We start from the raw sequence: 18,683 nt of genomic DNA on the forward strand, positions 1-18,683 counted from the left end.
CCGCGCTGCGGCACGATTGGCCACCCTTCGGGGATTTGCCCTTCGGCCGAAGCGACACTACCTGCTGCGGCAACACCATAAAGGACAACACATGGCCGATACCTTCACCACGCTGACGCTGACGCTCGACACCGGGTCCGAACAGGGCGACGTCACGATCAAGCTGCGCCCGGATCTGGCGCCGAACCACGTCGCGCGCATCGGCGAGCTGGCGAACGAAGGCTTCTACAACGGCGTGCCGTTCCACCGCGTGATCCCGGGCTTCATGGCGCAGGGCGGTGACGGCGGTCGTGGCGACGGCACCGGCGGGTCGTCGAAGCCCAATCTGAAGCAGGAGTTCAACAAGGAGCCGCACGTCCGCGGCGTCTGCTCGATGGCGCGGACCAGCGATCCCAATTCGGCGAACAGCCAGTTCTTCATCTGCTTCGACGACGCGCGCTTCCTCGACAACCAGTATACCGTCTGGGGCGAAGTGACCGACGGCATGGACCTGATCGATAAGCTGCCCAAGGGCGAGCCGCCCCGCAATCCGGGCAAGATCGTCAGCGCGAAGGCGGAGTAAGCCGTTAGGGGGGCGAGGGCGCCGTGTCCTCCCCCTCCGTCGCCATACGGCCTGCCACCTCCCCCTGGGGGGGAGGACTTCAACCTCATTCCTCCCCAGCCAGGGGGAGGTGGCGCCGGCACAGCCGGTGACGGAGGGGGAGGATACGGGACGTTCGCTGATCGTCCCGACCGTTAAACTTCGCCCAGCGTCCTTATCAGCCAGTCGTGGAACATGCGGACCGGACGCTGTTGCAGCGCGCGGGGGCGGCAGACGAACCAATAGCTGTACGGGCTTTCCACCACGATATCGAACAGGCGCACCAGCCGCGGATCGCGGGCGTCCTGGAAATGGCTCTCGTGCATGAAGGCGACGCCGATGCCCTGCGCCGCAGCCTCCAGCATCAAGGCGCCCGAATCGAAATAGTCGATCGCCAGCGGCTCGATCGATGGGTCGATGCCCGCCGCGTCGCGCCATGCGGTGAAATTGTCGGGCATCTCGCGGTGGATCAGCGCGGTCAGGCCGCTCAATTGTTCGGGCCGGGTGACCGGGTCGGGTCCCTCCAGCAGCGTGCGCGCGCCGATGACGTAGACCGAATTGCGGTCGAGCCGCTTGGCGTACAGCGTCGGATCGATCTCGCGCGATAGGGCGATCACCGCGTCGAGGCCTTCGCCCAGCCGTGCGATGCCGTGGCCGGCGGTGTCGATATCGAGATGCAGTTCCGGATGCGCCGCGCGCAACTCGCCCAGCCGCGGGAACAGGCGCTGCGATGCGAACAGCGGCAGGATGCCGAGGCGCAGGCGGAGCACGTCGCTATGCCCCATCATCTCCTCGATCGTATCCGACAGGCTGTCGAGCATCGGCGCGATCTGGCCGAGCAGGCGGTCGCCATCCGCGTTCAGCACCATCGCCTGGTGGCGGCGTTCGAACAGCGGACGCCCGATGAACCGTTCCAGGCTCTGCACGCGGCGACTGAGCGCGGGTGCGGACAGCGCCAGTTCGGTGGCAGCAGCCTTCACCGACCCCAGTCGGGCGACTTGCACAAACGCCTCGATGGCGCCCAGCGGCGGCAATCTGCGCATCGCGGTCCTTCCTCGCCCCAGTGTCGCGTCAACGAATGCAGATTGTGCAATCGTATCGAATGTTTTCGCACTTGCAACATAAAGCTGCGGAGAGGAAAGGGGACGGGCCTTTCAGGCATCCTCTCCTAAAAACTTTCCCGGGCTGGCGTTTTCGCCGGCCCTTTTTTTGTGCGTTTTCGGCGAAACGCGCGCAGCAGGCCGGAGCCGCTAACGCGCGTGAACGCGTTTTCAAAAGCTTCACCCTCGCACCATCGGAACCGCCTTCCTATCTCGCGCGCTTCGAACGCACCCTGCAGGACGAGAGTGGATGGCCGACAGCGATACCCCGACGCGTAAAATCCAGGTGGCGAACAGCCGTCCGGAGGATTCCGGCCGCGGCCTGGCGCACCTGCCGCGCAGCCTGATGGCCGCACTGGGCGTGGGCGAGGGCGACGTGATCGAGATCGTCGGCAAGCAGTCGACGCCCGCGCGCGCCGTCGGGCCGTATCCCGAGGATGAGGGGATCGAGATCCTGCGCATCGATGGCCTGCAACGCGCCAATGCCGGCGTCGGCGCGGGCGATTTCGTCGAGGTGCGGAAAGTGGAATCGAAGCCCGCGACTCGCGTCGTCTTCGCGCCCGCGCAGGCCAATCTGCGCTTGCAGGGCCAGCCGCAGGCGCTGAAGCGCACCTTCTTCGGGCGGCCGCTCTGCCAGGGCGACGTCGTCGCGACCGCGGGGCATCAGCGTGTCGGCAACATGCCGCCGGGCATCCAGCAGTTCATGAACGCGCCGGCCTATGCGTTGCAGGAAATTCGCCTGTCGGTGGTGTCGGCCAGCCCCAAGGGTATCGTCCACATCGACGAGAATACCGAGGTCGAGCTGCGCCCCGAATATGAGGAGCCGACGCAGCGCCGCGCCGACGTGACCTATGACGATATCGGCGGCATGGCGCAGACGATCGATCAGCTGCGCGAGATGGTCGAGCTGCCGCTGCGCTATCCCGAGCTGTTCCAGCGGCTGGGCGTCGATCCGCCCAAGGGCCTGCTGCTCTATGGCCCGCCGGGCACCGGCAAGACGCGCCTCGCGCGCGCCGTGGCCAACGAAAGCGACGCGTCCTTCTTCCTGATCAACGGCCCCGAGATCATGGGCTCGGCCTATGGCGAGTCCGAGGGCCGGCTGCGCGAGATTTTCGAGGAAGCGGCAAAGAGCGCGCCGTCGATCGTCTTCATCGACGAGATCGATTCGATCGCCCCCAAGCGCGGCAGCGTGCAGGGTGAGGCGGAGAAGCGTGTCGTCGCGCAGCTGCTGACGCTGATGGACGGGCTGGAGGCGCGTGCGAACCTCGTCGTGATCGCCGCGACCAACCGGCCGGAGGCGATCGACGAAGCGCTGCGTCGGCCGGGCCGCTTCGATCGCGAGATCGTCGTCGGCGTGCCCGACGAGCGCGGCCGTCGCGAAATCCTGGGCATCCACACCCGCGGCATGCCGCTGGGCGACAAGGTCGATCTCGTCGAACTGGCGCGCACCACCTATGGCTTCGTCGGCGCCGACCTGGCCGCGCTGACCCGCGAGGCGGCGATCGAAGCGGTGCGGCGGATCATGCCCAAGCTGAACCTGGAAGAGCGGACGATCCCGGCCGAGGTGCTCGACGAGCTGTCGGTGACGCGCGAGGACTTCCTCGAGGCGCTGAAGCGCGTCCAGCCGAGCGCCATGCGCGAGGTGATGGTCGAGGCGCCGCGCGTGCGCTGGGACGATGTCGGTGGGCTGGATGCGGCGCAGAACCGGCTGAAGGAAGGCGTCGAGCTGCCGCTGAAGGACCCGGATGCCTTCCGTCGGCTGGGCATCCGGCCGGCCAAGGGCTTCCTGCTCTATGGCCCGCCGGGCACGGGCAAGACCTTGCTCGCCAAGGCGGTGGCGCGCGAGGCGGAGGCGAATTTCATCGCCACCAAGTCGAGCGACCTGCTGTCGAAATGGTATGGCGAGAGCGAGCAGCAGATTACGCGCCTGTTCCAGCGCGCGCGGCAGGTGGCGCCGTGCGTGATCTTCATCGACGAACTCGACAGTCTGGTGCCCGCGCGCGGCGGCGGTCTTGGTGAGCCGCAGGTGACCGAGCGCGTGGTCAACACGATCCTCGCCGAGATGGACGGGCTGGAGGAATTACAGTCGGTGGTCGTCATCGGCGCGACCAACCGGCCGAACCTGATCGACCCCGCGCTGCTGCGACCGGGGCGGTTCGATGAGCTGGTCTATGTTGGTGTCCCCAATCAGGAGGGGCGCCGGCGCATTCTGGGCATCCAGACGCAGAAGATGCCGCTGGCCGACGATGTCGATCTGGATGCGATCGCGCGCCAGACCGACCGGTTTACCGGTGCCGATCTGGAAGACGTGGTGCGCCGCGCCGGCCTGGTCGCGCTGCGGCGATCGTTGCAGTCGACCGCGGTGACGATGGCGGACTTCGAATCGGCGCTGACCGAATCGCGGGCGAGCGTGACGCCTGAGATGGAGAAGGATTACGAGAAGATCGCCGCGCAGCTGAAGCAGGATGCGGCGGCGATCCAGCCGATCGGCTTCATCTCCCCCGGACAGCTCCGCGCGCGCGGGCCGAAGGGCGCGGACTGAGGCGCAAACGCGCCAAAACCGTTCGGGCTGAGCCTGTCGAAGCCCGCCTCTCCACGGGCGTTACGTCTAAGGAAAGGTGCCCTTCGACAGGCTCAGGGCGAACGGTTCTTGGGCGCGCGGATCAGGCCCGCTCCCGCAACGCCACCCACGCGTACACGAACAGCACCACCAGCGCCGCCGCCGCGGTCAGATACGGCAGCGGCCGCGACAGTTCGTACAGGCCGACGCCGATCGAGGGGCCGAGCACGAAGCTCGCGCCGTTGACGCTCGTCACCTTGCCGGCCACCGAGCCTTGCGCGGCGGGTCCGACGGCAAGGCTCGACCCCGCGGTAAACCCGGGCCGCGTGAAGCCGAAGCCCAGGTTCGCCAGCGCATAAGCGGTGGCGATACCGTACAGCGACGTCGCCAGCCCGGTCAGCGCCACGCCGGCCGCGGCGAGCACCAGCCCCACCAGCACCAGCCTTCGCGGCGTCAGGCCGAGCAATGGGATCACCCCCCATTGCACCAGCAGCGCCGCGCCCGCGCCCATCATCAGCACGATGCCGGTCGGCTCCAGCGCCAGCGCGGGCGCGATGTGCAGGCGATCGATGACGAGGAAACCGATCGCCTGGCTGGTCATCGCCTGCGCATGGCCCATCACCAGTCCCGCGATCATCCAGGCGCGCACGCGCGGATCGAGATAGCCGACATGCTCGCTATGCGGCTGCGTCGCGGCGGCGACGGTCGCGCCGGTGGGGGCGCCGCCAATCGAGGGATAGGCCGAGGAAGTGCCGTGTTCGTGGAACGCCGCGCGCCGGTCGTCGGGCAGGATCGCACGCACCGTGATCCACACGCCCACGCCGAACACCGCGAAGACGAAGGCGGGGCCGGCCAGCCCCACCTCGACACGGCCGATATGGCCGAGCAGCAGATAGGGCGCGATCGCCGGCCCCAGGATGGTGCCGAGGCCGAAGGCGCTGGCGAGCAGGGTGAGGGCGCGCGTGCGATCCTCACGGCTCGTCTCGCCGGCGACCAGCGCTTGTACCGCGGGCGGCGCGGCGGAGCCGAACGTGCCGTAGATCAGCCGGCCGGCGATGAAGAGGCCGAAGGCGGCGGTGCCGCCGATCCAGCCGTTGATCCCGGCGGCGAGGAACAGGCCGCACAGGCTGAGCGACACCGAAAAGCCGCCGACGCCCAGCAGGATCATCGCGCGATGCCCGTGCCGGTCGGACCGGTTCGCCCAGAAGGGCGCGGCGATCACCCATAATAGCGCCGATACCGAAAAGGCGGCGGCGACGGCGCTGTCGGCGACCTTCAGCGAGCGCCCCAGCGCGGGCAGGATCGATTGCAGCGCGGTATTGCCCGCCGCGATCGTCAGCATGACGAGGAACATGAGCGCAAAGCGCCGGTCCATCGGGCCGCGGGTCCGGCCGGTCATGCGGCGCGGCGCCCGGCGCGGTCCCAGGCATAGCTGCGCGTCACGGCGCAGACGATGACCTGATAGCGGTCGTACCAACGCGCCCGGCCCGCCTCGCGGATCGCGGCATGGTCGGGCTGGTCGCGCCAGGCGATCGCGGCCGCCTCGTCCGCCCAATAGCTGATCGTGATGCCGGCGCCGTCGGCGCCCCGCACGCTGTCGACGCCGCGATAGCCCGGCTGGCGTGCCGCCAGCGCCGCCATTGCCGCCGCGGCCGCGTCATAGCCCGCCGCGTCGGCGCCGTTGCGCTGCGAGGTAAAGATCACAGCGACCTTGCCAGACCGTTGCTCCGCCATGGTTTCTTCCCCTCCGTGATCCCCTTCCTAGTCCGGCGACGGGGCAGGGCAAGCTGTGTCTCGGGAGCGCTCGCTGCGACGAACCGCAGGGGGCGACGCAACCGCATGTCTTGAAACGCGTTCGGGAAACGTGGCACGGGGTATTTTCCGCGCGGTCCTGCGCGGGGTCCCGACACGCGATCAACGACAGGAAGCCGATGCCCTCTTCGACCACCGCCGCCAGGCGCCGTACCCGTGGCACCGGCGTGCCGAGCCCGGTCGCGATGTTCTTTCAGGGCTTCCTGAAGCATCCGGTGATGGTGGGGTCGATCATCCCATCGTCGGACAAGCTGATCCGCAAGATGCTTGCGCCCGTCGACTGGTCGGCGTGCAAGCTGTTCGTCGAATATGGTCCCGGCGTCGGCACCTTCTGCCGCCCGATCCTGGAGCGGATGGCGCCCGACGCGACGCTGATCGCGATCGACACCAACCCCGATTTCATCCGCTACCTCGACCACACCATCACGGATTCGCGCTTCGTCGCGGTGGAAGGATCGGCGGCGGACGTCGAGCGGATCGTGCGCGAACGCGGGCATGACCATGCCGATTACGTGCTGTCGGGCCTGCCTTTCTCGACGCTGCCCGCCGGCGTCGGCCCGGCGATCGCCGCGGCGACGCATCGCGTCATCCGCACCGGTGGCGCGTTCCTGGTTTATCAATTCTCGCCCAAGGTGAAGGACTTCCTCACCCCCCATTTCACCAACATCGATCATGACATGGAATGGTGGAACGTACCCCCTGCGCAGCTGTATTGGGCGTGGAAGGATTGATCGCCAGCGCGGCCTGTAGCGACACAATCAAACGATTTTGCCGATACGGGCCCTTTTCCTGCATCGCGGCTTAAGCTAATCGCGTCCGATATGGACGCTCCGAAGCATTCCTCTGCCCTGTTCCTGCGCGACACCGCGATCCGCCGCGGCATGGAATTGATGATGTTCGCCCAGACGCGGTTTCTGCGCACGGCGGACGAAAAGCTGGCCGAACTGGGCCTGGGGCGCGCGCATCACCGGGCGCTTTATTTCATCGGGCGCTGCCCCGACGTCACCGTCGGCGATCTGCTGCTGTTGCTGGCGGTGACCAAACAGTCGCTTGGCCGGGTGATGAAGGATTTGGTCGATCGCGATCTCGTCTGCATGCGCGCCGGGGACGTCGATCGCCGCCAGCGCCTGTTGCGGCTGACGGAACAGGGGATCGCGCTGGAAACCGCCTTGTTCGAGGAACAGCGCGACCGCATGGCCAAGGCGTACAGCTATGCCGGGCAAGAGGCGGTGGCGGGCTATTGGGCGGTGATGGAGGCGCTGATCCCCGCAGAGGCGCGCGCGCAGATCGACGCGCTGGGCCGGTGACGCGCGGCTAGTCGTCGACGCCGAAGTTCAGCCCGCGCGACACGCTGGGATCCACCACCGCGATCAGCAGATAGGCGGCGAACTGGCGCAGGCGCTGCAGCACGCCGGTATGCGCCTTGTACCAGCTGCGCGTGATCGGCTGCGATCGCGCAATCTCGCCTTCGATATAGGTCCGGACATGCGCGGCGAAGGCGGCGTCGTGGACGCGCAGCATCAGCTCCATGTTGATGAACAGGCTGCGCATGTCGAAATTGGCCGATCCGACATAGACGACGTCGTCGATGACGTAGAGTTTGGTGTGCAGCTTGGTCGGCAGATATTCGTACAGCGCGACGCCCTTGCGCAGCAGGCCCGCATAGGTGAAGCGCGCCGCCGCGATCGTCGCGTTGTTGTCGGATTTGGACGCGGTGACGACGCGCACCTTCGCCTTGCGCCGCCCCGCTTTGTCCAGGCGGCGCAGAATGGTGGGCGAGGGCGTGAAATAGGCGGCGATGATGTCGATCCGCTTGCCACGGCGCAGGTCGTCGCGCACCGCGCGGGCCCAGGGCGACAGGCGCCGCGTCGGCCCGCCGATCAGCCAGCGCGTGTCGCCATGCGCCTCGCTCCACCGCGCCAGCGCCTTGTTGAGCGGGCGCACCTTGCCTTTGGGCAGCCGCAGCCAGTCGTGCAGCGCGTCGAAATAGCCGGCCAGCCGACCCGCGGCCGGCCCCTCGACCAGCAGCCCCAGGTCGCGCCACGCTTCTTGCGCGGGGGTGCCGAAATAATCGTCCTCGACGTTGAACCCGCCGATGATGATCCGCTCGCCCGACTGCCCCGCATCGGCGAGCGCCAGCTTCTGGTGGTTGCGCAGCAGGTAGCGGCGGCCGAACCGCGGCGCGAAGCGGCACACGGATACGCCGGCCTCGCGCAGCGGCGCGTAAAAGGCGTCGTCGGTTTCGCTGCCGAAGCCGTCGACGATCAGCGCGGTGTCGACGCCGCGTTCCGCTGCGGCGATCAGCGCGGCATTGACGCGGCGTCCGGTCGTGTCGTCGGCGTAGATGTAATAGAGGATGCGCAGCGAATGGGCCGCGCCCGCGATCAGGGCGAGCAGCGCGTCGAGGCGGCGCGGGCCGGTATCGAGCAGCGTCAGCCGATTGCCATCGACCGCGAAGGTCGGCTGGGGAGCGGGCGCATCCATCGCGCTCGTCTGTGCCCGTCGGTGCGCCAGGTGGCAAGTAAGGGTGAGACGTTATGAACGTGACCTCAGCCCACCCACGCCGTCACCCCGGACTTGGTCCGGGGTCCACTCTGCGGCTAGGGGGGTGGTTGGAGCCTCTTTCTCCTCCCCTGCGGCCTAGTGGACCCCGGACCAAGTCCGGGGTGACGGATTGGGTGGGGCCAGCGGCGCTCACCTGCGACACGTCCGCATCCCCGCGCCCCCGATTTCCTTGACTTTACCCACAGCCTCCGCCTACACGCCGCCCCTTACTGAATCGGTATTTGCGAAGGAAAGCGTCCATGGCGCGCGTTACCGTCGAGGATTGCGTCGACAAGATCCCCAACCGTTTCGACCTGGTCCTGTTCGCTGCGCAGCGCGCGCGGCAGATTTCGGGCGGCGCGGAACTGCTGCTCGATCGCGATCGCGACAAGAACCCGGTCGTCGCGCTGCGCGAAATCGCCGATGAGCTGGTCCGCCCCGATCATCTGGAAGAGGCAGTGGTCAACAGCCTGCAGCGCGTCCAGATCGACGACGACGATGAAGTCGACGCCGTCGGCTCGCTTGCCGCTTCGGCCGAAGCGCTCCGCCTGACCGCCGCTGCGCCGCCGCGGAACCAGAATCTCGGCGCCGATTACGACGGGTGAGGACTGGTCAGCGGATAAGCCTCGGCTAATCCGCGTCGCGGACCAGTCCACGGCCAGCGGGCTTCAGCCCGACTGACGACGCGGCTTTGCCGCGTCGTTTGCGTTTGGGGGATCGGCTAGCCGAGGAGCGCAGCTCGTCGGCGACGCGAGCCGATCCACGGCCAGCGTCGCGAAGCGACGACTGACGACGCGGCTTCGCCGCGGCGGGTGGGTTTGGGGGCATACAATTCCTCCCTCGCGTTAGCGGGAGTGCAGGGTTGAATTTCTCCCAGCAATCCAAGATCATGCGGGGGGCATGATCGACCCTGCGCTGGGAGCCACCGGCGGCAGCCGGTGGTGGAGGGGCGGTTCCGCGAACGCTGCCGTCACCGTATCCTCCCCCTCCGTCAGCGCTATTGCGCTGCCACCTCCCCCTGGCGGGGGAGGAATGCGGAGGAGTCGGCGTTCCAAGCCCCGACCACTATCGTCACCCCAGCGGAGGTTGGGGTCTTTGTGGGATGACGGCTGGAGCGTCGCGCAAGGCCCCGCCGCGGCGAAGCCGCGTCGTCAGTCGTCGCGTTCGCGACGCTGGCCGTGGGCAGGTCCGCGACGCGGAATAGCGTGGCTATTCCGCTGACCTGCCCTTGAACCCCTGCGCTACGACGAACCATTCCACCGAACCCTTGCGGCTGCTCGGCGGCTTGGCGTGCTTCACCGTCTGGAAGTTGCGCTTCATCTCGGCGACCAATTGCGCATCGGCGCCGCCCGCAAAGACCTTGGCGACGAAGGTGCCGCCCTTTTCCAGCACGTCGACCGCGAAGGCGAGTGCGGTTTCGACGAGCGCCATGGTGCGCAGCGCGTCGGTCTGCGGGTGGCCGACGGTGTTCGCCGCCATGTCCGACATCACCAGGTCGGGTGCGCCGCCCAGCGCCTCCATCAGGACGCCCGGCGCGGCATCGTCCATGAAGTCCATCTGGAAGATGGTGACGCCGTCGATCGGATCGACGGGCAGCAGATCGATGCCGACCACCGCCGCCTTGGGCACGCGGCGGCGGATCACCTGGCTCCAGCCGCCCGGCGCGATGCCGAGGTCGACGACGCGGCGCTTGCCCTGGATGATCCCGAACCGCTCGTCGAGTTCGAGCAATTTGTACGCCGCGCGGCTGCGATAGCCCTCCGCCTTGGCGCGGCGGACATAGGGGTCGTTGAGCTGGCGTTCGAGCCAGCGCGTCGATTGCGCGGTGCGGCCGCGCGCGGTCTTGACGCGGGTGCGCAGGCCGCCGCCGTCTCTGCTCATGTCATGACACTCATGGTCTGGGGCTGCCCATCAGGCGGCGCAGGATGCCTTCGCGAATGCCGCGGTCGGCGATGCCCAGCCGCTCCGCGGGCCACAAATCGAGGATCGTTTCGAGGATCGCGCAGCCTGCGACCACCAGGTCGGCGCGTTCCGATCCGATGCAGGCGAGCTGCGCGCGCTCCTTCACCGATTTGCGCGACAGATCGGCGCTGATTCGCCGCATCGCATCGGCGGGTACGATCAGGCCGTCGACCTGCGCGCGGTCGTAATGGCTGAGCCCCAGATGGACGCTGCCGAGCGTCGTCACGGTGCCGCTGGTGCCGAGCAGGCGCGGGCGCCGGACGTTCTTGGGCAAGCGGGCGGCAAAGTCGGCGAAACTGTCCGCGACGATGCCGCGCATCCGCTCGTACGCCGCGAGGCGGCCGCCTTCGCCCTCGCCGCCGCCGGCATGTTCGGTCAGCGACACCACGCCCCAGGGCGCCGAATGCCAGTCGAGCACGCGCGGCATGCTGCCCCGCGTCGTGTCGATCAGCACCAGTTCGGTCGAGCCGCCGCCGATGTCGAAGATCAGCGCGGGGTCGTCGCCCGGTTCGATCAGAGCATGGCAGCCGAGCACCGCCAGCCGCGCCTCTTCCTCGGCGGAGATGATGTCGAGGTGGATGCCGGTTTCCGCGAGCGCGCGCGCGATGAAATCCTGCCCGTTGCTCGCCCGCCGGCACGCTTCGGTCGCGACCGAGCGCGCGAGCGTGACGTTGCGGCGCTTCAACTTGTCGGCGCAGACGCGCAGCGCGGCGATGGTGCGTTCGATCGCGGCGTCGCTCAGCCGGCCGGTCGCGGCGAGGCCTTCGCCGAGGCGCACGATGCGCGAAAAGGCGTCGATGACGGCGAAGCCATCGCCCTGCGGCCGGGCGATCAGCAACCGGCAATTGTTGGTGCCGAGGTCGAGCGCGGCAAAGGCCTGCGCATCGGACCAGCGACCGCGTTGCGGTCGGCTCGGCGCCGAACGGGCAGGCGGGGCCTGCCGGTACGGCATTCGGGCGGAACGATCCCCCATAGCCGTGGTGACTTTCTATCTGTTTCTGTTCTGCCGTCACGGGGATGAACGCCCCGCTCGGTGCTTGTCCTCTAGGTAGCGCGTACAAGCCCTTGCGACAAGGCGAGCAATTTGCCCTGTTGACAGGCCCACGGTGCCCGCCTAGATGCGCGGCCCTCGTTGCCCGATCCTCTAATGGTAAGAGAGCGGACTCTGACTCCGTCAATCAAGGTTCGAATCCTTGTCGGGCATCCACTTACCACCTGCTCCTACGAGCGTCCTTCCCATCGCTGATGTTGATCCCACCCCTACGCAGGTCGCGCTGGGGATCGATGCCGCGTGGACCGCGGGGCAGCCGAGCGGCGTCGCGCTCGCGGTGTTGGAGGCCGAGCGCTGGCGATTGCGCGCGGCGGCGCCATCCTACGACCATTTCCTGAATCAAGCGGCCGGCGTGGCGTGCGACGCGCCGCCGCGGGGATCGTCGCCGGATGCGCCTGCGCTACTCGCCGCGGCCGAGGCGCTGGCGGGTGCGCGGGTCGATCTGGTCGCGATCGATATGCCGCTGGCCCGCACGCCGATCGTCGCGCGGCGCGCGTCGGACAATGCGATCACGCGCGCGTTCGGCGGGCGCTATTGCGGCACGCATTCGCCCAGCGCGATGCGGCCGGGGCCGCTCTCCGACGGCTTGCGAGCAGGGTTCGAAGATGCGGGTTATCCACTGCGCACCGACGCGGCGCAGACCGGCGGGCTGATCGAGGTCTATCCGCACCCGGCGCTGGTCGTGCTCGCGCAGGCGCCACGGCGGCTGCCGTACAAGGCGTCGAAGACCCGCACCTATTGGCCGGACGAATCGCTGGCCGCGCGGCGCGTGTTGCTGGCGGCGGAATGGGCGCGGATCGTGGGCCTGCTGGCGACCCGGATCGATGGCGTGGAGGCGGCGCTGCCCCCTCTGCCCGACGACGCGAGCGGTGTCGCGCGCAAGGCGCACGAAGACATGATCGACGCGATCGTCTGCGCCTGGGTGGGGATCACCGCGCTCGGCGGGCAGGCGGACGCCTATGGCGACGCCGAGTCGGCGATCTGGGTGCCGCGCGAGGGCGGAACGGCGGGGCCGCTCGCCGGTTGAACGGCCATGCCGACGTTCGATCCCCGCTCCACCGCGCTCATCCTCATCGACCTGCAGGACGGCATCGTCGCCGGCGACAAGGGGCCGCACAGCGCCGCCGATGTCGTGGCGCGCGGCAAAGCGCTGGCCGAACGCTTCCGCGCCGCGGGCGCGCCGGTGGTGCTGGTCCATGTCGGGTTCACGCCCGATACGATGCCGAGTCGCACTGTCGATCAGCCGCGCCTGCCCGCCGAGGGTACGCCGCCTGCGTTCCATGCGCTGGTCGAGGGGTTGCGGCAGGACGGCGACATCGTCGTGATGAAGCACCATTGGGGCGCGTTCACCGGCACAGACCTGGACCTGCAATTGCGGCGGCGCGGGGTAAAGACGGTGGTGATTGCCGGCATCGCGACGAACTTCGGCGTCGAATCGACCGCGCGCAGTGCCTGGGAGCTGTCGTATGATGTGGTGATCGTCGAGGACGCCTCGACCTCGCGCTCGGCGGAGCTGCATGCGTTTGCGATCGAGCATATCCTGCCGCAGATTGCTCGGGTAGTTCAGAGTGACGCCGTGACGCTGGGGTAGCGCGAGGGCTTCGCCTCACACGTTCGTCATGCCGGACTCGTTCCGGCATCCACCGTGCCGCGGGGGGATCGCTTCAAGCCTCTGGCTATCCCCCTCGCCGCAGAGTGGACCCCGGAACCAGTCCCGGGGTGGCGGGTCGTCTGGAAAGACCCCTTACTTTGCCTCCGCGATCAGCTTCGCTGCGTCCGCGCCGGCCCAGTCGTTGCCGCCCTTCCAGCGCCACACCTCCTTGCCCGCCGAATCGAACAGCACGGTCGTCGGCAGGTTCGCGTTCCACCCCAGCGACAGCGCCATCTGATCGTCGACGTAGGGCGTCAGCGATGGCGCGCCATGCGCCTTCAGGAACGCGGGCACCTTGTCCGCACCTTGCGTATCCTGGCTGATCGCCGCGACGCGCACGGTGCCGCGCTTCGCCAGCGCCTCCAGCGTCGGCAGTTCGGCGATGCACGGTCCGCACCACGTCGCCCACAGATTGACGAGCACCGGCTTGCCCTTGAACGCAGCGAGGGTGGTGGGCTTGCCGTCCGGCCCCTTGAACGGCGTGCTCGGCGCGGCCTCGCCGGCATGGCTGCGGTCGATGCCGACCTGCGCGGTCGTGGCGGCCGGAGCCGTCGCTTCGTCGGGCGACGCTGTGTTCGTATCGGCCGTGTCCGCTTGCCCGGGGGCGGCGCTTTGCCTATCGCAGCCTGCGGCCATCAGCGCCAGGAGACAGACGATCGCGACGCGTGCGGACATGAGCGGTTCCAATTCGATGTGGGGCGGCAGATTTGCCGAAGGCCCTGCTGCGGTAATGCGCGAGATTAACGCCTCGATCCCCTTCGACAAGCGGATGTGGCGTCAGGATATCGCCGGATCGAAGGCGCATGTCGCGATGCTGGCAAAACAGGGCATCGTATCGGCCGAGGATGCCGCCGCGATCGACGCGGGGCTGGACACGGTCGCCGCGGATTATGCCGCGAACGGCGTGCCCGAAGATCTCGCCCTCGAAGACATCCACATGCTGACCGAGGCGAAGCTGGCGCAGGCGATCGGCCCCGTCGCCGGCCGCCTGCACACCGCGCGCAGCCGCAACGATCAGGTCGCGACCGATTTCCGCCTGTGGGTGCGCGACGCGATCGACCAGGTGTTGGCGGCGCTGACCGGCCTGACCCACGCGCTGCTGACCCGCGCCGAGGAGCATGCCGATGCGGTGATGCCCGGCTTCACCCACCTGCAATCCGCACAGCCGGTGACATTGGGCCATCACCTGATGGCCTATGTCGAAATGACGGCGCGCGACATCTCGCGCTTCCGCGATGCCCGCGCGCGCATGAACCTGTGCCCGCTCGGCTCCGCGGCGCTTGCCGGCACCAGCTTCCCGCTCGACCGGCAGATGACGGCGGCAGCGCTCGGCTTCGACGGGCCGACGCGCAACAGCCTGGACGGGGTGAGCGACCGCGACTTCGCGCTCGATTACCTGACGTGTGCGACGCAGACCGCGCTGCATCTCAGCCGCCTCGCCGAAGAGTTCGTGTTGTGGGCGTCGCAGCCGTTCGGCTTCGTCGCTTTGAGCGACCAATGGTCGACCGGCAGCTCGATCATGCCGCAGAAGCGCAATCCCGACGCGGCCGAACTGGTCCGCGGCCATGCCGGGCGCATCCTCGGCTGCCAGACCGCGCTGATGGTGACGATGAAGGGCCTGCCGCTCGCCTATTCGAAGGACATGCAGGACGACAAACCGCCGGTGTTCGAGGCGCACGACCTGCTCGGCCTCTCGATCGCGGCGATGACCGGCATGGTCGAAAGCGCGACCTTCCGCACCGATCGCATGCGCGGCCTTGCCGAGAGCGGCTTCGCCACCGCGACCGACTTCGCCGACTGGCTGGTGCGCGAGGCGGGGCTGCCGTTCCGCGAGGCGCATCACGTCACGGGGCGCGCGGTGAAGCGCGCCGAGGAACTGGGTGTGCGGCTCGACGAACTGCCTTTCTCCGAATTCCAGGCGATCGACACTCGGGTGAACGAAAGCCTGTACAACGTGCTGTCGGTCGACGCCTCGGTCGCCAGCCGGACGAGCTTCGGCGGCACCGCGCCCGCCAATGTGCGCGCCGCGATCCGGGCGGCGCGGGAGAGCCTGTCATGAAGCGCCTGATCCCGCTCCTGGCTTTGGCGCTCGCCGGCTGCGGCGCCGCCAAGGAATTGCAGCCCGCGCCCGGCGCGAAACTGCCGCCCGCCCCCTATGGCGCGACCGCGACGCCGACCGCGAACCAGTTGCTCACCCCGACGACGCAGCAGCGGCCGCAGCGCAGCGACGAACTGCTCAAACAGTCCGAAGCCCGCCGCAGCGACGAATTCGACCTCCCGCCGAACTGATACATCCATGAACCATTTCGATTATCGCGATGGCGTGCTCCACTGCGAGGACGTGCCGCTCACCCGCATCGCCGAAGAGGTGGGCACCCCCGTCTACGTCTATTCGACCAACACCTTCCGCCGTCACGCGCAGGTGTTCCGCGAGGGGCTGAAGCATGTCGGCCGCATCCATCTGGCCTATGCGATCAAGGCCAATCCCAACCTCGCCGTGCTGCGTGTTCTCGCCGAAGAGGGTTACGGCGCCGACGTCGTCTCGAGCGGCGAAATGGCGCGTGCGCTTGCGGCGGGCATCCCGGCGGCGGACATCGTGTTTTCGGGCGTCGGCAAGACGCGGGCCGAACTCGCGCGCGGGATCGACGCCGGTATCGGCCAGTTCAACCTGGAGCTGGAGGAAGAGGGCGTCGTCCTCGCGCAGATCGCCCATGCCAAGGGCAAGCGCGCGCCCGCGACGCTGCGGGTGAACCCCGACGTCGATGCCGGCACGCATGCCAAGATCTCCACGGGCCGCGCCGAGAACAAGTTCGGCGTGCCGATCGATCAGGCCCCCGACATGTTCGACCGGCTGGCACCGCTCGACGGGCTCGACCTGCGTGGCGTCGCCTGCCACATCGGCAGCCAGCTGAGCGACCTGTCGCGCCTCGAAGAGGCGTATCGCCGTATCGGCGAGCTGGTCGCCGAACTGCGCCGTCGCGGCCACACGATCACCCGCGTCGACCTCGGCGGCGGTCTCGGCGTCCCCTACAAGGCCGGCGACGTGCTGCCGAGCCCGGCGGACTATGGCGCGATGGTCGCGCGCGCGACCCAGGGCTGGGACGTCGAGCTGATGTTCGAACCCGGCCGCGTCATCGCCGGCAATTCGGGCGTGCTGCTGACCGAAGTCGTCTGGGTGAAGCCCGGCGTCACTAACCCCTATGTCATCGTCGATGCCGCGATGAACGACCTCGCCCGCCCCGCGCTGTACGATGCGTGGCACGATTTCGACGCGGTGACCCCGACGGGCGAGCGGATGACCGCCAACATCGCCGGCCCGGTGTGCGAAAGCGGCGACACCTTTGCGATGGGCCGCGAGATCGATGCGGTGAAGAGCGGCGATCTCGCCGTCTTCCGCACCGCGGGCGCGTACGGCGCGACGATGGCCTCGACCTACAACAGCCGTGACCTCGTCCCCGAAGTGCTGGTCGATGGCGACCGCTATGCCGTCGTCGCCGATCGCATCGCCGCCGAGACGATCCTCGCCGCCGAGCGCGTGCCGGAGTGGCTGAAGGCGTGAGCCTCCACAGCCTGCCGCTGTTCGTCCGGCTGGCGGGCCGCCCGGTGATCCTGCTGGGCGAGGGCGAGGCAGCGGATGCCAAGCGGCGGCTGCTGGAGCGCGCGGGCGCGGTGATCGTCGGCGAGGACGCGGCGGCGGCGCTCGCCGTGGTGGCGATCGAAGACGAAGGTGAGGCGCTGGCCGCGGTCGATCGGCTCAAGGCGCGCGGGTTGCTGGTCAATGCGGTCGACCGGCCGGCGTTGTGCGACTTCACCACGCCGGCGATCATCGACCGCGCGCCGGTACTCATCGCGATCGGCACTGGTGGCGTGTCGGCGGGCCTCGCCGCGGCGCTGCGCCAGCGGCTGGAGGCGCTGCTGCCGGCGGGTCTCGGGCGGCTGGCGGACCAGCTGCATCATGCCCGCGCCGCGCTGCGTGCGCATTATCCCGATGGCGCCACGCGGCGGCGTGCGCTCGGTGCGGCGCTGGCCGCGGGCGGCGCGCTCGATCCGATGCGCGAGGATGCCGACGTGCCGCGCTGGATCGCGGGCGGGCAGGCGATCGAGCAGGGGCGTGTCCGTATCGCGCTCGCCTCACCCGATCCCGACGCGCTGACGCTGCGCCAGGCACGCTGGCTCGCCAATGCCGATCGCGTCGTCTTCCACCCCGGCGTGCCCGCGGCGATCCTCGACCGCGCCCGCGCCGATGCGGTGCGCGAGGCGTGGGGCGAGGCTATGGCGGCGCACGACGGCCTGACGGTCGAGCTGGAGATGGCATGAGCGGCTTCGGATATCGCATCAACGGCCGATCGGCGGAGCGCGTCGCGGTCAAGCAGGCGCTGGCCGATTCGGCGGACTTCGTGTGGGTGCACCTCAACACCACCGAGGAGCGCGCGCAGATCTGGCTGCGCGACGCGGCGGGGCTGGACGATTATGTCGTCGATGCGCTGACCGCGATGGAGACGCGCCCGCGCTGCGAGGCGTTCGAACAGGGCGCGCTGCTCAACCTGCGTGGCCGTTCCAGCGACGAACAGACCAGCGGCGATGCGCTCGCCTCGGTCCGCATCTGGGCGATCAAGGGCCACGTCTATTCGGTCAGCCGCCGCCCGCTCTACGCGGTCGATGCGGTCGAGAAGGAGGTGGAATCGGGCCATGTCGCCGATCCGGGCGACCTCATCTCCGCCTTCGCCACCGCGATCACCGCCGACCTCGATCCGCATGTCGCGGACCTGGGCGACGAGCTGGACGATTGCGAGGAGCGGCTCGACGCCAATCGCGTCTTCGACCTGCGCCGCACCGTCACGCGCGTGCGCGTCGCCGCGATCGGCTATCGCCGCTTCCTGTCGCCGCAGCGCGCCGCGCTCGAAAAGCTCGCCGAACTGCCCGGCGCCTGGCTGGCCGAGGACGATCGCCGCCACCTGTCCGCTGCCGCCGACCGCGCCGCGCGCATGGCGGAGGAGCTGGAGGCGATCCGCGAACGTGCATCGCTGATGCACGAGGCGCTGACCGACCTCAGGAGCGAGCAGATCGACAGCCGCTCGCTCATCATCTCGATCGTCGCGATGGTGTTCCTGCCGCTCACCTTCATCACCGGCCTGTACGGCATGAACGTCGCGCATCTGCCCTATGCGCAGGAGCCTTGGGCGTTCGATGCGATCATGGGGCTGTGCGGGCTGATCACCGTGACGGTGCTGGGCTATTTCGTCCAGCAGCACTGGTTTCAGAAGTAATCTAATTCCTCCCTCGCTTTAGCGGGGGAGGGGGGAGTGATGGGTCGAACGTGCCCCGCACGTTCGAGGATCGTCCGGGGGACGATCCGACCCATTACTCCGGCGAAGCGGGTGGTGGAGGGGGGGGCACATGCGGCGCGTTCGCCGTATCCTCCC

General features: G+C 68.6%; 19 protein-coding genes and 1 tRNA gene. 13 read left to right on the forward strand and 7 right to left on the reverse strand.

Annotated features, from left to right (window positions below; genetic code table 11):
* The first annotated feature begins 91 nt into the window (after window positions 1-91).
* Window positions 92-562 (forward strand): peptidylprolyl isomerase, encoded by a 471-nt coding sequence (locus SPHME3_RS0105865; RefSeq protein ID WP_017980204.1) that lies wholly within the window; start codon window positions 92-94, stop codon window positions 560-562.
* Window positions 563-735: 173 nt separating this feature from the next.
* Here the strand turns inward: SPHME3_RS0105865 and SPHME3_RS0105870 are convergent, their stop codons facing one another.
* Window positions 736-1,623 carry a LysR substrate-binding domain-containing protein gene (locus SPHME3_RS0105870; protein WP_017980203.1) on the reverse strand — a complete coding sequence of 296 codons (888 nt, stop codon included), beginning with the start codon at window positions 1,621-1,623 and terminating at the stop codon, window positions 736-738.
* 307 nt (window positions 1,624-1,930) lie between these two features.
* Between SPHME3_RS0105870 and SPHME3_RS0105875 the strand changes: the two genes are divergently transcribed.
* Window positions 1,931-4,222, forward strand: coding sequence for a CDC48 family AAA ATPase (locus SPHME3_RS0105875; protein ID WP_017980202.1), 2,292 nt, complete (start codon window positions 1,931-1,933; stop codon window positions 4,220-4,222).
* A gap of 121 nt (window positions 4,223-4,343) precedes the next feature.
* Here the strand turns inward: SPHME3_RS0105875 and SPHME3_RS0105880 are convergent, their stop codons facing one another.
* Both SPHME3_RS0105880 and SPHME3_RS0105885 read right to left on the reverse strand, forming a co-directional pair.
* A complete protein-coding gene (locus tag SPHME3_RS0105880; protein WP_017980201.1) occupies window positions 4,344-5,639 on the reverse strand; it encodes an MFS transporter in 1,296 nt (431 codons plus the stop codon).
* Window positions 5,636-5,974: an antibiotic biosynthesis monooxygenase family protein gene (locus tag SPHME3_RS0105885; protein WP_017980200.1), complete on the reverse strand. Its 339-nt coding sequence runs from the start codon at window positions 5,972-5,974 to the stop codon at window positions 5,636-5,638. Before SPHME3_RS0105885 ends, SPHME3_RS0105880 begins: the two co-directional genes overlap by 4 nt.
* Before the next feature lie 197 nt (window positions 5,975-6,171).
* Here SPHME3_RS0105885 and SPHME3_RS0105890 point away from each other — a divergent pair, with 197 nt between their 5' ends.
* Together SPHME3_RS0105890 and SPHME3_RS0105895 are read left to right on the forward strand one after the other, a co-directional pair.
* Entirely contained in the window at window positions 6,172-6,783 is a 612-nt protein-coding gene (locus tag SPHME3_RS0105890) for a class I SAM-dependent methyltransferase (protein ID WP_017980199.1), read from the forward strand.
* A gap of 90 nt (window positions 6,784-6,873) precedes the next feature.
* Window positions 6,874-7,359, forward strand: coding sequence for a MarR family winged helix-turn-helix transcriptional regulator (locus tag SPHME3_RS0105895; protein ID WP_017980198.1), 486 nt, complete (start codon window positions 6,874-6,876; stop codon window positions 7,357-7,359).
* A 7-nt stretch (window positions 7,360-7,366) separates the two neighbouring features.
* Here SPHME3_RS0105895 and SPHME3_RS0105900 read toward each other — a convergent pair whose 3' ends face one another.
* Window positions 7,367-8,536, reverse strand: a complete 1,170-nt coding sequence (locus tag SPHME3_RS0105900) for a phospholipase D-like domain-containing protein (protein WP_017980197.1) — start codon at window positions 8,534-8,536, stop codon at window positions 7,367-7,369.
* Between the two features lie 320 nt (window positions 8,537-8,856).
* Here SPHME3_RS0105900 and rpoZ point away from each other — a divergent pair, with 320 nt between their 5' ends.
* Window positions 8,857-9,201, forward strand: coding sequence for a DNA-directed RNA polymerase subunit omega (gene rpoZ, locus SPHME3_RS0105905; protein ID WP_017980196.1), 345 nt, complete (start codon window positions 8,857-8,859; stop codon window positions 9,199-9,201).
* 604 nt (window positions 9,202-9,805) lie between these two features.
* On the opposite strand, the gene SPHME3_RS0105910 is transcribed toward rpoZ, so the two are convergent.
* Together SPHME3_RS0105910 and SPHME3_RS0105915 are read right to left on the reverse strand one after the other, a co-directional pair.
* Window positions 9,806-10,477 carry an RlmE family RNA methyltransferase gene (locus SPHME3_RS0105910; protein WP_017980195.1) on the reverse strand — a complete coding sequence of 224 codons (672 nt, stop codon included), beginning with the start codon at window positions 10,475-10,477 and terminating at the stop codon, window positions 9,806-9,808.
* Window positions 10,478-10,487: 10 nt separating this feature from the next.
* Window positions 10,488-11,510, reverse strand: coding sequence for a Ppx/GppA phosphatase family protein (locus SPHME3_RS0105915; RefSeq protein ID WP_017980194.1), 1,023 nt, complete (start codon window positions 11,508-11,510; stop codon window positions 10,488-10,490).
* 181 nt (window positions 11,511-11,691) lie between these two features.
* Here SPHME3_RS0105915 and SPHME3_RS0105920 point away from each other — a divergent pair.
* The 3 genes from SPHME3_RS0105920 (at window position 11,692) to SPHME3_RS0105930 (ending at window position 13,200) form a co-directional block, all read left to right on the forward strand.
* Window positions 11,692-11,765 (forward strand) — tRNA-Gln (locus SPHME3_RS0105920).
* Window positions 11,752-12,636, forward strand: a complete 885-nt coding sequence (locus tag SPHME3_RS0105925) for a DUF429 domain-containing protein (protein WP_196801616.1) — start codon at window positions 11,752-11,754, stop codon at window positions 12,634-12,636. Before SPHME3_RS0105920 ends, SPHME3_RS0105925 begins: the two co-directional genes overlap by 14 nt.
* Window positions 12,637-12,642: 6 nt before the next feature.
* Window positions 12,643-13,200 carry a hydrolase gene (locus tag SPHME3_RS0105930; RefSeq protein WP_017980143.1) on the forward strand — a complete coding sequence of 186 codons (558 nt, stop codon included), beginning with the start codon at window positions 12,643-12,645 and terminating at the stop codon, window positions 13,198-13,200.
* 153 nt (window positions 13,201-13,353) lie between these two features.
* On the opposite strand, the gene SPHME3_RS0105935 is transcribed toward SPHME3_RS0105930, so the two are convergent.
* Entirely contained in the window at window positions 13,354-13,935 is a 582-nt protein-coding gene (locus tag SPHME3_RS0105935; protein ID WP_017980142.1) for a TlpA family protein disulfide reductase, read from the reverse strand.
* 16 nt (window positions 13,936-13,951) lie between these two features.
* On the opposite strand from SPHME3_RS0105935, the gene argH reads away from it, so the two are divergent.
* Genes argH through SPHME3_RS0105960 form a run of 5 tightly spaced genes read left to right on the forward strand, consistent with a single transcriptional unit; the run spans window position 13,952 to window position 18,527 of the window.
* A complete protein-coding gene (argH, locus tag SPHME3_RS0105940) occupies window positions 13,952-15,319 on the forward strand; it encodes an argininosuccinate lyase (protein WP_024310344.1) in 1,368 nt (455 codons plus the stop codon).
* The gene (locus SPHME3_RS0105945; RefSeq protein WP_017980140.1) at window positions 15,316-15,549 is read left to right on the forward strand and encodes a hypothetical protein; all 234 of its coding nucleotides are present in this window, start codon (window positions 15,316-15,318) and stop codon (window positions 15,547-15,549) included. The genes argH and SPHME3_RS0105945 overlap by 4 nt, the downstream gene beginning before the upstream one ends.
* A 7-nt stretch (window positions 15,550-15,556) precedes the next feature.
* Window positions 15,557-16,819, forward strand: a complete 1,263-nt coding sequence (gene lysA, locus SPHME3_RS0105950; RefSeq protein ID WP_017980139.1) for a diaminopimelate decarboxylase — start codon at window positions 15,557-15,559, stop codon at window positions 16,817-16,819.
* Window positions 16,816-17,577, forward strand: a complete 762-nt coding sequence (locus SPHME3_RS0105955) for a precorrin-2 dehydrogenase/sirohydrochlorin ferrochelatase family protein (protein WP_018250610.1) — start codon at window positions 16,816-16,818, stop codon at window positions 17,575-17,577. The genes lysA and SPHME3_RS0105955 overlap by 4 nt, the downstream gene beginning before the upstream one ends.
* Window positions 17,574-18,527 (forward strand): zinc transporter ZntB, encoded by a 954-nt coding sequence (locus tag SPHME3_RS0105960; RefSeq protein ID WP_017980137.1) that lies wholly within the window; start codon window positions 17,574-17,576, stop codon window positions 18,525-18,527. Before SPHME3_RS0105955 ends, SPHME3_RS0105960 begins: the two co-directional genes overlap by 4 nt.
* The last annotated feature ends 156 nt before the right edge of the window (window positions 18,528-18,683 follow it).

The organism is Sphingomonas melonis DAPP-PG 224 (genome assembly GCF_000379045.1).
Lineage (GTDB): Bacteria > Pseudomonadota > Alphaproteobacteria > Sphingomonadales > Sphingomonadaceae > Sphingomonas > Sphingomonas aquatilis.